The organism is Paenibacillus sp. FW507-14B1B, assembly GCF_058781425.1.
In genome coordinates, this window is record NZ_JBYSWS010000004.1 from 230420 (window position 1) to 246191 (window position 15772).

The window sequence follows — 15772 nt, forward strand, 5'->3', positions numbered from 1 at the left end:
CTCGCTCCCTTGAGGCTCCTAGTACCTGAGATTTACAACAGCTCGCGCAGTGCCAGATTCAGCTTCAATACATTGATGCGAGGTTCCCCGAACACACCAAGATCACGGCTTTCAGTATGCTCCTTAACGAGCTTTATAAGCTCGCCTTCCGACACACCTGTCAACTTGCTGATCCGGGGGATCTGGACCTTAGCCGATTGCGGCGTGATGTGTGGGTCTAGACCAGAACCAGAGTTCGTGATTAGGTCAATCGGGAGTTCGCCCACCGGCACATCCGGATTGTTCAGCTTCCAGTCTTCAATCGAAGCCTTCGTTCTCTCCATTAAGTCCGGATTTGAGGGAGCGTAGTTGTTGCTTCCCGATCCGGCTCCGTTGTACTCAATGCTTGATACCCTGCCTTGAAAATATTTCGGATCTGTAAAGTTTTGTCCGATGAGCGCAGACCCGACCACTTTACCTTCACTGTCCTTGATTAGACTGCCGTTTGCTTGCTCCGGCATGAGTAGTTGTGCGGCACCAGTCGTTATAAGCGGATAGAGAATACCGCACAAGACGATAAATACAAGACTTGCTCTTAACGCGATGCTAAATGAAAAACGGGCGGTATGGTTTTGTTTTTGCTCCTGATTATTCATTGTTATTCGATCCCTTCCATATCTATCGTTATATCCACAAATGGACAACCATATCAATTAGCTTGATTCCGATGAACGGTACGATTACGCCACCAAGTCCGTAGATCAGAAGATTTCGCTGCAGCAGCTTGGAAGCACTCATCGGTTTATAAGCTACACCTTTCATTGCCAGTGGAATGAGTAGAGGTATAATGATGGCGTTAAAGATGAGGGCCGAAAGAATCGCAGACAAGGGTGAGCCGAGCCCCATGATGTTGAGTGCATTCATACTTGGAATGGCAGTAGTGAACATGGCAGGTATAATGGCAAAATATTTGGCCACGTCGTTCGAGATACTGAAGGTGGTTAGTGCACCGCGAGTCATAAGGAGCTGCTTGCCGATAGCAACCACCTCGATAATTTTGGACGGGTCGGAGTCCAAATCGACCATGTTGGCGGCTTCCTTAGCAGAGGTGGTGCCGCTGTTCATAGCAAGCCCAACATCCGCTTGGGCCAGTGCAGGCGCATCGTTCGTTCCGTCACCAGTCATAGCAACGAGCTTTCCCTCGCTTTGCTCTCTACGAATGACGGCAATTTTATCTTCTGGCTTACTTTCGGCGATGAAATCATCGACACCTGCTTCCCTTGCAATGGTTGCGGCTGTCAGCGGATTATCGCCAGTACACATGATCGTCTTGATACCCATTTTCCGCAGCTGATCGAAACGTTCCTTCATGCCCGGTTTCACCGTGTCCTTCAAGTAAATAAGACCATAAATCCGGTTGTCTACTGCCACCGCTAGTGGTGTTCCACCTTCGGTAGCGATGGCGTCACTCTTGGCGATCAGGTCGGATGGGATCGCTCCGCCTTGTGACTGAACCCAATTCTTCACAGCATCGACTGCGCCTTTTCGGACTTTCATGCCGTCCTTCAGGTTCATGCCGCTCATCCTTGTTTCGGCTTTAAATTCAACGAATTCTGCATCCGTTGTTATCGATGGGTCAAATGCAATGCCTTCTTTCTTCATTAGCTCTAGTACCGAACGGCCTTCTGGGGTTTCATCAAGGACCGAGCTAACCGCTGCCCACTTGGCGACAGCGTCAACCGATTCGGATCCAACCGGGATAAACTGGCTTGCCATCCGGTTACCAAATGTAATTGTTCCTGTTTTATCAAGAATCATTGTGTTGATATCGCCCGCAGCTTCAACGGCTTTACCGGACATCGCTAGCACGTTAAACTGTGTTACCCGATCCATACCGGCAATCCCAATAGCAGACAGCAGACCACCGATAGTGGTTGGGATGAGACAGACAAGAAGAGAGATCAGAACAGGAATCGAAAGCTCAATGCCGAGATATTTGGCGATCGGGGCAAGTGTGACAACCACGATCAGGAAGATCAACGTTAATACGGTCAACAGAGTGTTCAGCGCGATCTCGTTTGGTGTTTTTTGCCGAGACGCACCCTCTACTAGCGAGATCATCCGGTCGATGAAGGACTCACCCGGGTCACTAGTGATCCGGACTTTGATCTGATCGCTCACAACGCGTGTACCGCCGGTTACGGAGCTGAAATCTCCGCCTGCTTCTTTAATAACCGGGGCAGATTCCCCGGTAATAGCGGATTCATCGACAGATGCGAGACCTGCAATGACTTCGCCATCACCAGGAATCATCTCGCCCTGCGAGACGATGACGACGTCACCTTTACGTAAATCGGTTGATGGAACAGTCCTAGTTCCACCGCCGTCTATAACCTTGTTTGCTGTAATCTCTTTTTTGGACTGTTTCAAGGAGTCGGCTTGGGCTTTACCACGCCCTTCGGCAAGGGCCTCGGCGAAGTTCGCGAATAAGACGGTGAAGAGCAGGATCAGGAACACGGTTAGATTAAAGCTGATGCTGTCTTCTGTACCGAAATATTGTGGCAAGATCGTCATGAGAAGGACGATAAATGTACCGACCTCTACAACAAACATCACGCGATTTTTCATCATCGTGATTGGATTTAATTTAATGAAGCTATCTTTCAGTGATTTCCGAATCATATCTCCAGTTAATACAGTTGTTCGATTGTTATTCATTAGAATAATCCACCTTTTCTTTTAACGGATCATTAAATGCTCGGCGATCGGGCCAAGCACAATCACAGGCAGGAATGTCAGTGCCCCGATGATCAGGACTACCGCAATGAGAATAAAGGCGAATAGCCGGTTATCCGTGCGGAAGGTTCCAAGCGTCTCGGGAACCCACTGTTTGCGTAGAAGAGAACCTCCTACGGCCAGAAGGGCAATCATGGAGACATAACGCCCGAAGAGCATGACAAGTCCAGTTGAAATATTCCAGAATGGTGTGTTATCTGCGAGACCCTCAAACCCTGAGCCGTTATTGGCTGCCGAGGATGTGTATTCATACAGCACTTGTGAAATGCCGTGGAACCCACCATTTGTAATACCGGACTGACCGGCATCTGTTATGAGCGCAAGCGCCGTCGGCGCAAGAATAATAAAAGGATGAGCAAGAATGGCGATTGCAATCAGCTTCATTTCTCTTGCCTCAATCTTACGCCCCAGAAACTCGGGTGTACGTCCGACCATGAGCCCCGCAAGGAATACAGCCAAGATCGCGTACATCATCATGTTCATCAGACCTACGCCTTTTCCACCGAACACGGAATTCAGCATCATGAGCGAGAGCGGTGTAATGCTCCCGAGCGGGGTCAGCGTATCGTGCATATTGTTGACGGACCCGGTGGTGGCGGCTGTGGTGACTGTCGTGAATAGAGCGGATTGTGCAACACCAAAACGGACCTCTTTACCTTCCATATTGCCTTGTGAGGCATCGATTCCAAGCTGGTTCATTGCAGGATTGCCGCTCGATTCCGAGACATAGGCAAGCGACAGAAACAAGGTGAACAGAACCATCATGACGGAGAAAATAACCCAACCTTGCTTCCGGTTCTTCGCGAACAAGCCGAACGTGTACGGCAGAGCTGCCGCAATGCACCACATGGATAAGATTTCGATTACATTTGTCAGCGGACTCGGATTCTCAAATGGATGTGAAGAATTTACACCGAAAAATCCACCGCCGTTGGTACCCAGATGTTTGATGGACTCCAATGCCGCCACGGGACCCACCGATATTTGCTGCTCGGTACCCTCAAGCGTCGTTACGTTAATCGTAGGTTTTAAGGTTTGAGGAACATGCAGAGCAACGAGCAACAGAGCCACAGCAAAAGCTAAGGGGATAAATATTCTTGTATGTGCCTTAACAAAATCCTCGAAGAAGTTACCAATGGTCGTTCCCTTACTCGTAATCGCCCGAATGAATGCGATCGCCACACATAGCCCCGTTGCAGCGGAGGTGAACATCATCATCGTGATGACAGCCATCTGAGAGAAGTAGGACAGTCCTGATTCACCACTATAGTGCTGTAGATTCGTGTTCGTCATAAAGCTGATGATGGTGTTAAATGACAGTGTTGGCTCCATATGTTCAATCCCGTTCGGATTGAAAGGAAGCGCCTTTTGCAATCGTAGGATAAGATAACCCACGGCGACGAGTACGATGTTCGTCATTACAAAGCTAAGGGCATATACTTTCCAAGTCATGCCCTTACGTTCTTTAAGCCCGATTAATCGGTAGATCGGTTTCTCTACCCATGAGAACCACTTATCCGTCCTGCTGGCTTCTTCGCGAAATACATGATATACGTAGGTTCCGAGTGGCTTAACGAGCAGCACCAGAACTAGAATAACGATGGCAATTTGTATAATGCCCATGATTGATTGCTTCCTCCTTCGATAGCACCCCTAGAATTGTTCCGGGTGAATCAGCGCGTAAATCAAATATAAAAAGATAAAAATCAGCAATAACATAATAATGATCATTCGTTATCTGCCTCCGGTTCATGGACTACGCGTCCACACCAGGATAGAAACAGGGTGAATAGCGTGTAGGTTCCTCCCAGAATGAGCACCATGTATAAATCCTGCATGTAAATCCCTCCAAAAACATTTTTAATGAAGTATGGATCAAGGTTAGCTGATGAGTGATGAAACTAAGAAGGACACATGATGGTTATTGGTATGAATCACAAAGGTTGCGCCAAGTCCTTTATAAATTAATCTGGGATTGCTTGAATGGGTGATGACATAGATTGGATCTGATGTCCATGTGCGGCATATTCGCAAGTAACGGCAGCATAAATTCAGGCTGCTTTCGAACAGAAACACTTTGCTCACGGAAAAATCCGGTATGATCCAGGTTTGTTCATCGGTGGTATCGATTAAGACGATGTTCTTCGTCCCGATACTCTCAAGACGATCCCGTTCTGCACGGTTATTCGCGATCGCTGCGAATGGGATTTTATGATAGATGAGCTGGTGGATAAATTCCTCTCCAGCCTTGGTTGGTGCGGATACTAATATCATTTCTTGCCATTCCTCCATGATTTCTCCTCCTAATGGTTAGAAAGAGAAGACAACAAAAAAGCCACAGGGAAGGAGGATCACTCTTCCCGTGGCTTTAGGATGGCACAGTGAAATACACCGTGCCCTGCACACGACAATCGTTGCCTCTCTCTAAGTAACGCTTACGAGGTTAGCTGACGGATTCGGGCGTGAGAGTCGCCCTACCCATAGGCAGTGATCCTGCCGATGAGATTCACCCCAGAGAGAAATGTATATCTCCCGTTTGGTTCCCCCGTTCCTTTTCCATTCAAGGACTCAGCGAATAAAAGCATTTGTTCATCTAAAGAAACCACAGAGGGCTAGAGGCCTCTGTGGTCGAGATTACCCGATCACAAGCTTCATCATCCTCTCCTATAAGCAAGCGGATCTATGCGAATTAAGGCATAAATGGCTTAAGCTCTAACGCTTACGAGGTTAGCTGACGGATTCGGGCGGTGAGAGTCGCCCTACCTGCACCTGAAATCCATTATTTCATTGGATTTAGAAGCAGGATTCACCCCTGAAAGATGCTTCAGGCGGCTCTCACACCACCTTGCACATCTCTTGATTTGGTTCCCCCGATCCCTTGCATGACAAGGGCATTCAGCGATTCAAGTGAATTCATTGTTCAATTCATGCTTCGTATCATACGTCTGGCGATTTGGAATGTAAATCGAGGGAGAAGCATGTTTTGAGCTGTTTTATAACCAGAAAGGGTGGTAAGTGAAATGAAATCTCATTTATACTGCATGATGCTCTATATTTCTCTGTTTATCTCTCAAAATAAGTAAAGCCGCAAGATACTGTGCAATTAGATAGATAATCGATGTCAGGGTGTGATGTACGCGTTTTCATTTGACCTTTTCGTGTATTTTTTGAAGATATAGACCTGTTATGGATATTTACTTTAGAAGGGACATAACGTATGATTCATCCAACTTCATCCATATGATCTACAAATAGAGTTGTAATCGAACCGATGAAAAGGAGACACGCGTCATGGCTAGAATAATCGAACCTTTGCCAGCGTTAACGGAACCTACATTACAAGAGACAACGATACGGTATATGGAAATCTTTCGTTTTGACTGTGCCTATGCTGAGCGGTTTTTACCAAGGAGTATAAGTAGCCCGAACTGCGGCTTGTTCAAAATATCTTGCAGTACGGCTTCTGGTTATGCAGAATATACACTGCCAGAGACAAGAGAGTTCGCGGATCTAGTGCGCTGGTCATCTGTATTTAGGCACTTGAAGGGATTACCTCTGGAGGAAGCTCTGCGAATTGTAGAGCGGCAAGAGTGGGGAGCTCTTCGTTGCAGACTCGCGGAGTCTGCTCTAACGGATTTATCCTTGAATTTTCGACAGAGCCATGAGCGGAAGCGGTTAGGCAGCTTGCCATTGGAGCGTTCTTTTCTGATGGATTGTTCACGTGCGTATTTTTGGTTCTAATTCATTTATTAAATATATATGGTTAGGTGTTATGAGTGGACTGGTCAATCGGCCCGCGCTCCGGTAACATAGAGGGTAACAAGAGTGTACAAGGAGGAGCTATGCTTCTACAATTCGGGTACTCGCAGTACGAGAGTAAAGTATATGAAACGCTGGTAACGAGCGGTGAGGCGATGGATGCATCAAGTATTGTGAAGCTCTCTGGTGTTCCCAAGGCCAAGATTTATGAGGTGCTTGATCGTCTAGTTGATAAGGGAATCGTGATGGACACCGTATCCGGTAAAAAGCGAACCTATACAGCACTGCCTGTTGAGGCAGTCATTGACAAGCTGACGCATGAGTTTGAAAGTGATATAAAGGAGCTTCGATCAGCAGGTGTCCGTAAACAGGTTGTGGATGACCAGGTGTGGAGTCTGAAGTCGCACAGCTCCATTCAAGCGTTCTGCAAGCAGATGATTGAGGAAGCACAGGAGTCTGTTCTCGTCTCCATGTGGAGCGACGAATTTAGTGAGATTACGGATCTACTGAACCGTAAAGAACGTGAGGGCGTGCGTGTTGAGGCACTGGTGACGGGGAGTGATCACCCTGATGTTAACTTGTCGAAATTATATGTTCTGAACCCTACTGCAGATCACGATAAGTTAGAGAGATTTATGCTTCTTGTGATTGATACGAAGCAGCTGCTGTTCGCAGGTGTGGAGCAGGGGAGCTGGCAAGCAATTAGGACGCAGGCACAGCCCTTTGTGAAGGTATTTGCTGAGTTTTTCTATCATGATATGGCGCTGACGGCGTTCAGCCGTAAATATCCGGAAGAGATGTTTAAGGACGAGGAGATTAAGTCTCTGTTGCTCCGTCTTCGATATTAGATATATACGAAGAAGCCCCTGGCTGCATAGGCCGGGGGCTTTCATGTGTATGACAGAAAAGTCTAACAAACATTGTCATTATTAACTTGAATACTATGACGAAGCCGAGACGGTCTGTTCTTTCTTGCTTGTGGAATGGCGGGTCAGTGAGAAGGCAGCTACGCCAAAGGCAACAGCGGCAATCGTACCTCCTACCCAAGGGTTGTTAGCAACCGAGCTTTGGGCAATAACTGCACTACCGATCATGGAACCAAGTGCAATCCCCAAGTGGAACATGGAAGAGTTCAGGCTCAGCTGAGTCTCTGCATTGTCTGGAGCCAGCTGAAGCAGATAAGCTTGCTGTGCTGGAGAAAGCGCCCAACTGAGTCCGCTCCATAGCATCATGGCGATCAGGAACACCCAGAATGAGACTTGTGCGGTCAGCATGACGACAAACATGGATATGGAGAAACAGGCCACAATGGTGAGAATGGAGCGTTTTGTACCGAATCGATCGGCTATAAAGCCACCTGCTCCTCCACCAACTACAGCAGCTATGCCGAACAGGAAGTACACGACACTCATCGTACTGGAGCTGACGTGAAATGTAGACTGCACATAAGGCTGCAGGTATCCATATAAGGTCAGGTGACCGGTCAGCATCAGGAATGCGATCAGTTGTGCACTAATGATCTTGCTGTTCTTCAACAGAGCAAGCTGTTCACGTAGAGGGACGACGGGCTTCGGAGCTACACGATTTGTGAATAAGGCAATACCAATCATGGCTAATAGGCTAAGCAGTGCAATAGCTATGAATGGAGCACGCCAGCCGTAAGCATTACCAATAACGATCCCAAGTGGTACGCCAAGCACAAGTGATCCACTGATACCCATATAAATAATTCCGATTGCTCGTCCCTTATGCGATTCTGGCACAAGTGAAGCTGCCATTGATATGGACAATACAACGATGACGGAACCGCTCATAGCAGATAACGCACGAGCTACGATGATGGCTGCATAACTTGAGGTGAACGCTACGATCAGGTTACTGACCATAAAGACAGCCATTGTATACAAATAGAGCTTTTTCCGCTCCATTTTTGCAGTCAAATTGATGAGGATTGGACCTGATAAAGCGAAAGAAACTGAAAAAATGGTGATAAACTGACCTGCCGAACTGATAGATATGTGGAGATCATCCGCAATAAGATTGAGGATACCTCCAACAATCAGTTCCACCATGCCAACAACAAACGCGGCTATGGCCAGTATATATACTCGAAAATTCAAACTGACACATCCTTATCTCATAAAGTATTACATTTAAGTTACTACCATTATAGTAACCTGATCTATTAGGCGCAACACTTTTTGAGTTGGATTGAAGTATTTACCTTTTAGTCGATTTAAAGTCATAACGAGTAATAGCCTGTCTTATTACATCATGGTAATATTTGAATGATTCATTTGGAGCAGCATGAGAACGCTGCTTTTAAGAACATAAGCTGGAGGTGGGTTTGCGAATATGGACAGGCCACAGACGGTCATGCGCGATCATATTCTCTTTCCGGACATGTCTTTTCCATTAACGGTTTCGACGACAGAGGGCGTGAGTCCCGGATTTCAACGCCTACATTGGCATCAAACCTTAGAGATGAATTACATCCGAAGAGGAAGCGGCTATTATCTCATCAATGGGATGAAGATACCGTTTCAGGAAGGTGATCTTCTTTTTATTAATAGTAACGATTTACACCGGGCTTTCGAGACGGAAGATCTGGTGATGGATATTATGATGTTTGATCCTTCACTTCTGGCCATTGATCTGAAGTATGACCCGGATTTGATGCGTCCATTTCGTGAGGCGGGTGTACATCTCAGCCATGTCATTACGCATGGTGAGCCTGTAACACCTCAGCTAGTTCAGCTATTCTGCAGAATAATGGAAGAGTACCGCATGCAGGGAGATGGTTTTATGAGCTTAATTCGAGCAGATCTCATCCGTTTTCTTGCGCTTACGAACCGATATTTGCATGAAGTACCACAACAGATGGTTCCACTCCCTATGAAGCATCGCGGCATGCATGTTCTTAGAGATGTACTCCACACGATGGAGCTGAATCTAGGTTATGGGTGGACGTTGAATGAATTGGCTGATCTTGCCCACTTGAGTCCTTCGCGGTTTAGTGCGCTGTTTCAACAGGCTGTAGGGACTTCCCCGCTCAATTATTTGATTCAGTTAAGATTGACTAAGGCAGTGCATTTGCTGGAGACGACGGATTTGAAGATTATCGGTATTGCGGACGAATGTGGGTTTCGTAATTTATCTAATTTCAATCGACTCTTTAAGCAGCATACGGGCCTGTCACCTAGTGAGTTAAGAGAACGGTCGTAGTATTGAGGATTTTATATATGACAGTAAGATAGTATCAGTTCTTACTTGTATAGCAGTAGTGTGAGCCCTCCTAAAGGATTATTCTGGACATATAGTAAACGTTTAATCCTGCGATTGCGCGATTGTTGCGAAAGGGAGGAAGTTCATGAGAAAGTACCTGGGCGTAGATGCTGGAGGGAGCAAGACGCATGCTGTTGTCGTGGATGAGCAAGGCAGTGTGCTGGGTAAAGGGATATCCGGTAACGGTAACCATCAGATTGACCGTGAAGTAGCGGAGCGTAATATCACTGCTGCCTGTGAAGCTGCACTGCTTGAGGCTGGAATTACGAAGGAAGAGCTTAACTTTGCCTATTTCGGATTAGCAGGAGCAGATCGAGAAGCAGATTATGAGATACTTCGTCCCATGATTGGAAGTATGGGTTACCCAAGGCACGAAATTGCCTGTGATACGATGATTGGCATGCGTGCTGGCACAGACCGCTCCTATGGTGCAGCAATCATATGTGGAACTGGATTTAATAGTGCAGCTCGGAATAAGGATGGCGAGGAACTGCAATACGGTGGTTTTGGCTTTAAGTATGGAGATGGATACGCGGGTGGATCTGGACTAGCACTACTAGCATTCCGGTCTGTTATACGGGCGTGGGATGGCCGAGGCCCCAAAACCTTGCTAACTTCTATGGTGCTTGAACACACGGGATACACTTCTGTTGAAGCTTTGTACGAGGATGTTCTGTATGGTAAGACCTCGGTCCCATCTAGTCTGGTGAAGACACTGCTTGAAGCGGCTGAAGCGGGCGATACCGTAGCGGTATCTATTCTTGAAACTGAGGGCGAGGAGCTGGCTAACGCCGTATGTACTTTGATTGAGCGTCTAGGAATGGAGAATGATGCGTTTGATATCGTCTACATTGGGAGCGTTTTAAACAAAGGTAGAAGTTTGATTCTTACCAATGCCATTGAACGAATTGTAGCGAAGCGAGCACCTCATGCTAGATGCGTTCATCTGAATGCGGACCCTGTGGCTGGTGCTTTGCTAAGTGCGATGGATGCGGATGGCCAAGTCATTGACGCAGAGACCGAGAGTAGACTGAAATCACTATCTTTCTAAGCGACCTGAAATCACTTATTTCATATAACATCTTATGGAGGCGATTGAAGTGACACAAGCACATGGACTCAAAATTACGGTCATCGGTGGAGGTTCCTCATACACCCCAGAAATTGTGGAAGGATTTATTCGCAACTATGATCAAATGCCGATCAGAGAATTGTGGTTCGTTGACATTGAGGAAGGTCAGCATAAGCTGGACATCGTAGGTAATCTCGCTAAACGTATGATTGAGAAATCGGGACTTCCGATTGAGGTACATCTGACGCTTGACCGCAGACGAGCGATTGAAGGCGCAGATTTCGTGACAACTCAGATGCGTGTCGGCTTGCTGGCTGCTCGTAAGCTAGATGAGCATATTCCGATTCAGCATGGAGTCATTGGCCAGGAGACAACAGGTCCAGGGGGCATGATGAAGGCGCTGCGTACGGTTCCTGTTATTCTGGACATTTGCCGTGACATTGAGGAACTGGCTCCGAATGCATGGATGCTGAATTTCACGAATCCGGCAGGTATTGTAACGGAGGCGGTGCTGAAGCATAGTAAGGTTCGTTCAGTCGGCTTGTGTAACTCTCCAATTAACGTCCAGAAGTTCTTAGCTGCAGAGTATCAGGTGCCTGAGAAAGACGTGCTGCCAGAGTTCGTAGGTATTAACCACTTGCACTGGGTAACCTCAGCGCTTGTTCGTGGTGAGGAGAAGCTTCCTGAATTGCTGGATGGCGGAAAAAGCTACACAGCCAAAAACGTTCCAACCCTCGGCTGGGACGCAGACTTCCTGAAATCCCTCGGGGCAATCCCGACATATTATCTGAAATACTTCTACATGACGGACAAAATGTTTGCCGATATGAAGAACTCGCTGGAGAAGGAAGGCACTCGTGCAGACGTCGTCAGTCGTGTGGAGGAGGAATTGTTCGAGCTGTATCAAGATGTAAATCTTGACGTGAAGCCGAAGCAGTTGGAGCAGCGTGGAGGGGCTTTCTATTCTGAGGCCGCAGTGAATCTGATGAACTCCATTTATAACGATAAACGTGATATTCAGACGTTGAACGTGGCCAATGGCAATACCTTTGACTTCTTGCCAGCAGACGCTAGCATTGAGGTGAACTGCGTAGTGACAGGACAAGGGCCAATTGTACTTTCACCTCAGCACGTGCCAGAGCATGTGAAGGGATTAATGCATGCGGTAAAAGTATATGAGAAGTTAACGATTGATGCGGCTGTAACCGGGGACCGTGGAATTGCACTTCAGGCACTCGTTCACCATCCGCTTGTTCCTTCTGTAGATGTAGCCAAAAAAGTTCTGGATGAGCTGCTGGAAGCACACAAAGCGTATCTGCCCGCATTTTTCAAATAAATGATTGATGATGAAGACAACTTAGTCTCATATTAGTTCCATAATAGAAAAGAACAAGAGCCTCCTGTAGAAGTGGAGTCATGCCGAATTGGTCTGCACCTTTCTTCTATATAGGAGGCTCTTGTATTGTCAGTGGATCAGTAAATGTTTAGACGCAAGCTTAGAATGTTACGAGGCCCATTGCGCGTTTCGCAGCCGTCAATGTTGCTTGGGCGGTTTCATTTGCACGAGCTGCGCCGTCCTTGAGGATGCTATCTAGCTCCGCGGAATTTACGATTTCATGGTAAGTTTTCTGGATCGGTTCGAGCTTCGTAATCACAGCTTCTGCCAGACCTTTCTTGAACGCACCATATCCTTGGCCATCATATTGTTTCTCAATCGATGTAATAGATTCGCCTGAGAATACGGAATATATCTCAAGTAGATTGCTCACTTCTGGTTTTGTATCCCAGTCATAGCGAACACACATATCAGAGTCCGTAACGGCTCTGGAGAACTTCTTACGAATTACAGCTGGATCATCCAGAAGTGACACGTAGCTGTTCTGGTTCGGGTTACTCTTACTCATCTTACTCGATGGATCATCAAGACCCATGATTCTTGCACCTGTATCTTGAATAACCGGCTCAGGTAATACAAAGGTCTTGGCGTACTTGTTGTTAAACCTTGTAGCCAGATCCCGTGTTAGCTCGATATGCTGCTTCTGATCATCACCAACTGGCACGTGAGTAGCTTGATAGAGCAGGATATCGGCTGCCATCAGCACGGGATAAGTGAAGAGAGCGGAGCTGACCGTATCTTTACCTTCGGATTTGTCTTTGAATTGTGTCATCCGGCTCAGTTCACCGAAGTGTGCTTGTGTCTCTAGCAACCATCCGAGTTCCGCGTGAGCAGGCACCTGGGATTGCAGGAAGATGACAGCCTTTTTCGGATCAATGCCAGCAGCAATATATAGGGCAGCAATGTCCCTGGAGCGCTGGTATAGCTCTTTAGGGTCCTGATAGACTGTGATGGCGTGCAGGTCAGGGATGAAGAAATAGCAATCATAGTCATGCTGGTTCGCTACGAATTGGCTGAGTGAGCCACTGTAGCCTCCGATGTTCAAATCTCCGCTGGGCTTAATGCCCGATAACATTCTTTTGTTCATAATTGTTAACCTCCTTTGGTTTATGAAACAATAAAAAAACACCTCGCCCCTGTTATCAGGGACGAAGTGTTTGACTCCGCGGTACCACCACTTTTCGGCAACATATGCCGCACTTTAACATGACGGGAAGAGGGTCATAATTCATAACCAGTTCCGATCACTTCTCCCATGGTAACGGGGGAGTGCCGTCAAAGCCTACTGCCCTGCATAGACAGGGGTTGGGTTTGAAGCGAAGGGACCCATTCACTAATCTCATTGTACCGGACCTCACACCTGTCGCCGGCTCGCTTGAACAACGATGGATAAGCTACTATTTTCCCTTCATTGCTTTCGTGTATTTGTTCTTACTAAGATGCCATATTTCAAGTAGATCGTCAAGGTGGTTATTTAGACTCTTTTAAAACTAGTGTAACCTCATGTCTGCTAAGTATACTATACGCCGGAATAGGCCATAAAGCCGCCATCTACCGGAATGACCGTTCCGGTAATGAACCCGGATGTCTGTTCATCAACAAGCCAGAGAACGGTACCTAGCAGATCCTCGGGCACACCAAAGCGCCTCATTGGGGTATGCGTAATAATTTTATGCGAGCGCTCGGTTAGAGAACCGTCTTCATGCGTGAGCAGACTGCGATTCTGGTCTGTCAAGAAGAAGCCGGGAGCAATGGCATTGACCCGAATGCCGGACTCGGCGAGATGCACCGCTAACCACTGGGTAAAGTTGTTGATGGCTGCTTTTGCTGCGCTGTAGGCTGGAACCTTGGTCAACGGCGAAGGTGCGCTCATGGACGAGACGTTTAGGACGACCGCACCCGGACGACCAAGCATACTTTGACCGAAGACTTGGGTTGGAATGAGTGTCCCGATAAAATTCAGATCCATGACACTTTGGAAGCCAGGAACACTGAGGTCAAAGAAGGTAGATACCTCAGGCTGCTCCAAATCCGCTGGACGAAAAATTTCATTCGTCGTATTGGCATCCTTATGATTACCACCGGCGCCATTAATAAGAATGTCGCAGGGTCCAAGCTGACTACGCACCGACTGCTCAGCAAGGCGCATGCTTTCGATATCTGTGACGTCACAAGCGACAGCAATGGCTTCACCGTGGGCTGCCTGGATCTCATCCGCTACGATCTGTCCTTTCTCTAAGGTTCGGTTCAGAACTGCTACTTTTACGCCTTGGCGTCCAAGCTCCAGTGCCATTGCTCTGCACAAGACCCCAGACCCGCCTGTGATCGCAGCAACTTTTCCTGTAAGAGATGGGTGGAGGGGAAGCCTTGCTGAATGCGGGGATTGGCTCATACAGCGGAAGCCTCCTTTTGACTTTCGATATTAGCTCTTTGAGCCGCGTCCCATACCCCCCACAAGTACATGATGCCGAGTGCGCGGTCATATAGTCCGTAGCCTGGACGGCATTCCTCGCCCCAGATATGACGTCCATGATCAGGTCTGCAATACCCGTTGAAACCGTTAGCATTATAGGCTTTCACAATACCTGCAATATCCACACTGCCATCCTGCGTTCGATGGGACGTTTCGATGAAATCACCATTATCGAATACACGTACGTTACGGATATGGGTGAACGGAATCCGGGGATGAAATTCATGGATCATATCAATGATGTCATTGTCCGGGTTGGCTCCAAGAGAGCCGCTGCACAATGTTATGCTGTTAGCCGGGCTATTATATAAACTCAGGAATCTTCGGAGATTATCTTGGCTTGTTATGATACGTGGCAGTCCAAAGATCGGCCATGGTGGATCATCGGGATGGATGGCCATCCGAATACCGCATTGTTCCGCAGCTGGAATGACGGCACTTAAGAAATACTCTAGGTTGTTCCACAAATCCTCTTCCGTTACATTGCGATAAGCCTCGAACAAGGAGGAGAGATGAGTTAGACGCTCCGGCTCCCAGCCTGGCATGGTTAATGCACTGTTATCGTGAATGCTTCGTACAAGCTCCATCGGGTTGATGCCGTCAATCCGTGCCTTTTCGAAAAAGAGTGCCGTTGATCCGTCCCCAGAAGCTCTATGCAGATCCGTACGAACCCAGTCAAATACGGGCATGAAGTTATAGCAGATGACTTTAACGCCAACCTCAGCCAGCTTCTCGATCGTACGAATATAGTTCGCTATGTAGTGATCACGTGAAGGTAGGCCAAGTTTAATGTCTTCGTGTACATTAACACTTTCCACGACATCCAGATGTAGCCCGTATACTTCCGCCTGTTTACGGATTTCCAGAATCCGCTCCATAGGCCATTCCTCTCCTACGGGGACATCATGGAGTGCCCATACAATACCTTCTACTCCGGGAATTTGTCTGATCTGATCCAGCGAGACTGTGTCGTTTCCCTCACCGAACCAGCGGAATACCATACGCATATTTC

Annotated in this window: 14 protein-coding genes, 2 riboswitches and 1 other annotated feature; of the genes, 5 read left to right on the plus strand and 9 right to left on the minus strand. The window is 47.4% G+C overall.

The window, feature by feature from the left end; translation table 11 throughout:
• Positions 1-32: 32 nt before the first annotated feature.
• The 5 genes from kdpC to AC3WJJ_RS19805 form a co-directional block, all read right to left on the minus strand.
• Positions 33-635 carry a potassium-transporting ATPase subunit KdpC gene (gene kdpC, locus AC3WJJ_RS19785; RefSeq protein WP_492543401.1) on the minus strand — a complete coding sequence of 201 codons (603 nt, stop codon included), beginning with the start codon at positions 633-635 and terminating at the stop codon, positions 33-35.
• A gap of 28 nt (positions 636-663) precedes the next feature.
• Entirely contained in the window at positions 664-2697 is a 2034-nt protein-coding gene (gene kdpB / locus AC3WJJ_RS19790; protein WP_492543402.1) for a potassium-transporting ATPase subunit KdpB, read from the minus strand.
• A gap of 21 nt (positions 2698-2718) precedes the next feature.
• Positions 2719-4398 carry a potassium-transporting ATPase subunit KdpA gene (gene kdpA / locus AC3WJJ_RS19795; RefSeq protein WP_492543403.1) on the minus strand — a complete coding sequence of 560 codons (1680 nt, stop codon included), beginning with the start codon at positions 4396-4398 and terminating at the stop codon, positions 2719-2721.
• Between the two features lie 30 nt (positions 4399-4428).
• Positions 4429-4506, minus strand: a complete 78-nt coding sequence (locus tag AC3WJJ_RS19800; protein ID WP_492543613.1) for a potassium-transporting ATPase subunit F — start codon at positions 4504-4506, stop codon at positions 4429-4431.
• Between the two features lie 150 nt (positions 4507-4656).
• Positions 4657-5067, minus strand: a complete 411-nt coding sequence (locus AC3WJJ_RS19805; protein ID WP_492543404.1) for a hypothetical protein — start codon at positions 5065-5067, stop codon at positions 4657-4659.
• A gap of 125 nt (positions 5068-5192) precedes the next feature.
• A riboswitch (cyclic di-AMP (ydaO/yuaA leader) is annotated at positions 5193-5359 on the minus strand.
• Positions 5360-5476: 117 nt separating this feature from the next.
• A riboswitch (cyclic di-AMP (ydaO/yuaA leader) is annotated at positions 5477-5686 on the minus strand.
• 380 nt (positions 5687-6066) lie between these two features.
• Between AC3WJJ_RS19805 and AC3WJJ_RS19810 the strand changes: the two genes are divergently transcribed.
• A complete protein-coding gene (locus AC3WJJ_RS19810) occupies positions 6067-6516 on the plus strand; it encodes a hypothetical protein (protein WP_492543405.1) in 450 nt (149 codons plus the stop codon).
• 101 nt (positions 6517-6617) lie between these two features.
• On the plus strand, positions 6618-7382 hold the full coding sequence (locus tag AC3WJJ_RS19815) for a TrmB family transcriptional regulator (RefSeq protein ID WP_422658771.1): 765 nt from the start codon (positions 6618-6620) through the stop codon (positions 7380-7382).
• A gap of 93 nt (positions 7383-7475) precedes the next feature.
• On the opposite strand, the gene AC3WJJ_RS19820 is transcribed toward AC3WJJ_RS19815, so the two are convergent.
• Positions 7476-8654 (minus strand): MFS transporter, encoded by a 1179-nt coding sequence (locus AC3WJJ_RS19820; protein ID WP_492543406.1) that lies wholly within the window; start codon positions 8652-8654, stop codon positions 7476-7478.
• Positions 8655-8889: 235 nt separating this feature from the next.
• Here AC3WJJ_RS19820 and AC3WJJ_RS19825 point away from each other — a divergent pair, with 235 nt between their 5' ends.
• The 3 genes from AC3WJJ_RS19825 to AC3WJJ_RS19835 all read left to right on the plus strand — a co-directional run bounded on the left by AC3WJJ_RS19825 (position 8890) and on the right by AC3WJJ_RS19835 (position 12227).
• Positions 8890-9759, plus strand: coding sequence for a helix-turn-helix domain-containing protein (locus tag AC3WJJ_RS19825; protein ID WP_492543407.1), 870 nt, complete (start codon positions 8890-8892; stop codon positions 9757-9759).
• 145 nt (positions 9760-9904) lie between these two features.
• Complete coding sequence (locus tag AC3WJJ_RS19830; protein WP_492543408.1) at positions 9905-10870, plus strand: N-acetylglucosamine kinase; 966 nt, start codon at positions 9905-9907, stop codon at positions 10868-10870.
• A 49-nt stretch (positions 10871-10919) separates the two neighbouring features.
• Positions 10920-12227, plus strand: a complete 1308-nt coding sequence (locus AC3WJJ_RS19835; protein WP_492543409.1) for a 6-phospho-beta-glucosidase — start codon at positions 10920-10922, stop codon at positions 12225-12227.
• 160 nt (positions 12228-12387) lie between these two features.
• Here AC3WJJ_RS19835 and trpS read toward each other — a convergent pair whose 3' ends face one another.
• The 3 genes from trpS to uxuA form a co-directional block, all read right to left on the minus strand.
• On the minus strand, positions 12388-13374 hold the full coding sequence (gene trpS, locus AC3WJJ_RS19840) for a tryptophan--tRNA ligase (RefSeq protein WP_492543410.1): 987 nt from the start codon (positions 13372-13374) through the stop codon (positions 12388-12390).
• Between the two features lie 54 nt (positions 13375-13428).
• Positions 13429-13708 (minus strand) — a binding site (T-box leader).
• Between the two features lie 98 nt (positions 13709-13806).
• Positions 13807-14679, minus strand: a complete 873-nt coding sequence (locus tag AC3WJJ_RS19845; RefSeq protein ID WP_492543411.1) for an SDR family oxidoreductase — start codon at positions 14677-14679, stop codon at positions 13807-13809.
• Positions 14676-15767, minus strand: coding sequence for a mannonate dehydratase (gene uxuA, locus AC3WJJ_RS19850; RefSeq protein ID WP_492543412.1), 1092 nt, complete (start codon positions 15765-15767; stop codon positions 14676-14678). Before uxuA ends, AC3WJJ_RS19845 begins: the two co-directional genes overlap by 4 nt.
• Positions 15768-15772: the final 5 nt, after the last annotated feature.